Raw genomic sequence first — 3436 nt, forward strand, 5'->3', positions numbered from 1 at the left:
AATTGACTTCATTGACAGTCAATTCTTCTTTGTTCATGACATAAGGTACGATTGCTGGGTCCAAATCACCACTACGAGTACCCATCATAAGACCTTCCAATGGAGTCATACCCATGGAAGTATCAACAGACAAACCGCCTTGAACTGCTGTTACACTACCACCATTACCGATATGACAAGTGATAATCTTCAGGTCTTCCAAAGGACGACCAAGGAATTTGGCGGCTTCCTTACTTACAAAATCATGGGAAGTGCCGTGGGCACCGTAACGACGAACCTTATACTTATTGTACAACACTCTTGGAATGGCGTACATATAAGCTTTTTCAGGCATAGTTTGATGGAACGAGGTATCAAATACCACAACCTGTGGTACATCTGGCATATTCAATTCAGCCGCTTTAATCCCCATCATGGAAGCAGGGTTATGCAGTGGCGCCAGGTCAAACAAGCGACGGATTTCACTCTTCGCTTCAGGCGTTACAACTGCTGACTGTTTGAAGATTTCGCCTCCATGAACCACACGATGGCCCACAGCCTGAATTTCACTAGTACTGGAGATTACACCATGTTCAGCATCTGTGAGTACGTTCAGCACTTTACGGATGGCTGTAGTATGTTCCAAAATCTCGCTAACTTCAGTGTATTCTTCTTTATTGGTTGGCTTATGCGTCAGAATGGAGGAATCCATACCGATGCGCTCTACCAATCCTTTTGCCAGAACGGACTCGTCCGTCATATCATACAATTGGTATTTCAGGGAAGAACTCCCTGCATTGATTACGAGAATTTTCATATCCGGTCACCATCCTTGTCGTACTTAAAGAAGCCTTCGCCCGATTTCACGCCCAGATTACCTGCACGCACCATTTTCTTCAGTACGATGGACGGACGATATTTCAATTCGCCGAATTCACGGAACATACGCTCCAGAGCAGCCAAAACGGAATCCAGACCAAAGCGGTCAGCCATTTCCAAAGGACCGCTTTGGAAGTTATATCCGATTCGCATAGCGTCATCGATATCATCAGCGGAAGCCACGCCTTCTTGAAGTACATGGGCCGCTTCGTTAATCAGCAGACAGATAATCCGGCTTGTTACGAATCCAGGAGATTCATAAATCATGACTCCTTTTTTCTCCACTATCTCTTCCACGAACAATTTAGTGTTTTCAAATGTATCGTCCGAAGTTTTCAAACCACGAATAATTTCTACAAGATCAATACGGGATACTGGATAAATAAAGTGCATACCAATAACACGCTCAGGATACTTGGTCGAGCTAGCAAGCTCGGTCAGGCTCAGCGTGGATGTATTACTTGCAAGAATAATATTGCTTGGACACACATGGTCTAGCTCTTGGAACACTGCTTTCTTCTCGTCCAGATTCTCTGTAATAGTCTCAATGACCATATCACAGCTGCCGAGCTCCGCCAAATGAATTACTTTTTGAATACGGGATAAGATCAATTTTTTCTCAGCTTGAGTAATTGCCCACTTTTCCAGTTGTTTGTCCAGACTCGTTTCAATCATATTGTAGGCGTAGTCTAGTTTCTCTGGTGTCTGCTCTACCAGCAGCACATCAATTCCTTTGGACGCGAGCATTTCAGAAATCCCCTGTCCCATAGTGCCGCCGCCGATGACGCCGATTTTTTTAAATTGCATGATTCTTTACTCCACCCTTTCCTGGTCACTCTCATATATTGTATCCTTCTTTGTCGAAAAATACATGTTTATGTCCCAATAGATAATAATATCTTAGCACGGACTAAAAGTAAAAAAAAATAACCAGCATAAAAAATTATGCTGGTAATAAAGCATTTTCACTAAATTGACATCTAAATTGGTCTCCAGACAGAGTTTCTTCCTTCATCAGGATGTCAAGTGAGTTGTCGAACACAGGACGATGCTTTTCCAGCAGCTCCAAAGTTCGGGTATGCAGGTCAGCCATAATCTCGCCATTTTCCCGCATGAGTTCTTCTTTGGTTACCATTTCCATGTTAATAATGCCAAGTGAAGTCAAACCGGAAGTCATCATCGTATGAACGATGTTCAGCGCCTGCTCAAAATCATTACTTGAGCCAGTACTGCGACCGCCATAGTACATTTCTTCCGCCGTAGCCCCTGCGAGCGAGATCATAATTTGCTCCTCCAGGAACTGCTTGGTGTATAAATAATGCTCTTGCTGTGGATTGTGGCGCACATAGCCAAGCGCTTTCCCACGAGGGCTAAGTGCTACCTGGCTTACGCTACCGGGACGAACAATTTCGGCCATAATAGCATGTCCTAGTTCATGAATCGCTACACGTTTTTTCTCTTCCAAGGTCGATTCTCGGTCTGTCTTTTCACCCATCATCACTTTGTCAATTGCCATCGACAGATGCTTCTGCGCAATCATTTTCTGATCCTGTCTCATCGCATAGATTGCCGCTTCATTCATCACGCTCTCCAGCTGTGCGCCGGAAAACCCGTAAGATTCTTCAGCAATTTTGTCCAGATTTGCATCTTCCTGAATCGGTTTGTTTTTGGCATGAATTTTTAGAATATGAAGACGGCCCTTCTTGTCAGGCAGATCCACTTGAATATGACGATCAAAACGCCCTGGACGCGTTAAGGCGCTGTCCAGCATTTCTTTACGGTTTGTTGCCGCAATGATCAAAATCCGCGGTGTATCTGCGGAATAAATACCGTCCATTTCTGTCAGTAACTGATTCAAAGTCTGATCATATTCTCGTTGCTGTCCACCCTCACGTTTACCACCAATTACATCGATTTCGTCAATAAAAATAATTGCATTTTCCTTCTTTTCCTTGGCTGCACGAGTACGCGCCTCCCGAAACAACTCACGGACACGACCCGCTCCAACACCAACGTACATTTCAACAAATTCACTACCTGAGGCTGCAACAAATACAGAATTAGTGTAGTGTGCCGCTGCCTTCGCCATCAGCGTTTTTCCTGTTCCCGGAGGACCAGTGAGCAAAACGCCTTTTAATGGACGGATACCAAACTTGGAAATTTCATCATGTCGATTCAAAAAATCCAGGGCCTCGCGCAGTTCCTGCTTAGCGCTTTCTTGCCCACCGATTTCCTCAAAAGTCAGCTTGTCCGGACCATTTTTTTTACGTTTACGCTCTTGCCCAGCACCCACGGCCAAACCGCCACGCGCATGCATAAGCATTAACAAGCCGCTGAACATCACGCCAGCAACCAGAAGAGGGATAATATTTACCCCAATAAAAACGAGAAATATAATGGTTACCGGCACAATGCCGATTAATATTTCCTTAATCCATCTAGGCATTAGGCCATACCCCCATTTGCTGAGATTGACGTGGCAAACCGATAAACTTGGTCGCTTTACCTTCGCTGAGTCGGATATAGACATTGTTCGAATCCATGTCGGTATCAGCTTTGATACCCGTCTTTTTCTTTT

3 protein-coding genes are annotated in these 3436 nt (G+C 44.5%); all 3 read right to left on the minus strand.

Annotated features, from left to right (window positions below):
• Positions 1 to 796, minus strand: a 796-nt coding sequence (locus GRP75_RS21975) for an acetate/propionate family kinase (protein WP_160790357.1), incomplete at its 3' end; no start/stop codon positions are given.
• Positions 793 to 1665 (minus strand): 3-hydroxyacyl-CoA dehydrogenase family protein, encoded by an 873-nt coding sequence (locus GRP75_RS21980; protein WP_160790358.1) that lies wholly within the window; start codon positions 1663 to 1665, stop codon positions 793 to 795. The genes GRP75_RS21975 and GRP75_RS21980, both read right to left, overlap by 4 nt.
• 136 nt (positions 1666 to 1801) lie before the next feature.
• Positions 1802 to 3304, minus strand: coding sequence for an AAA family ATPase (locus GRP75_RS21985; protein ID WP_069079759.1), 1503 nt, complete (start codon positions 3302 to 3304; stop codon positions 1802 to 1804).
• Between the last annotated feature and the right edge of the window lie 132 nt (positions 3305 to 3436).

The organism is Paenibacillus sp. OT2-17 (assembly GCF_009827695.1).
Taxonomy (GTDB): Bacteria; Bacillota; Bacilli; order Paenibacillales; family Paenibacillaceae; genus Paenibacillus; species Paenibacillus polymyxa_B.

What these genes read in the sequence shown, in the direction of transcription:
- GRP75_RS21985 (WP_069079759.1), bottom strand. Translation starts at nt 3,304, where the DNA reads ATGCCTAGATGGATTAAGGAAATATTAATCGGCATTGTGCCGGTAACC.
- GRP75_RS21980 (WP_160790358.1), bottom strand. Translation starts at nt 1,665, where the DNA reads ATGCAATTTAAAAAAATCGGCGTCATCGGCGGCGGCACTATGGGACAG.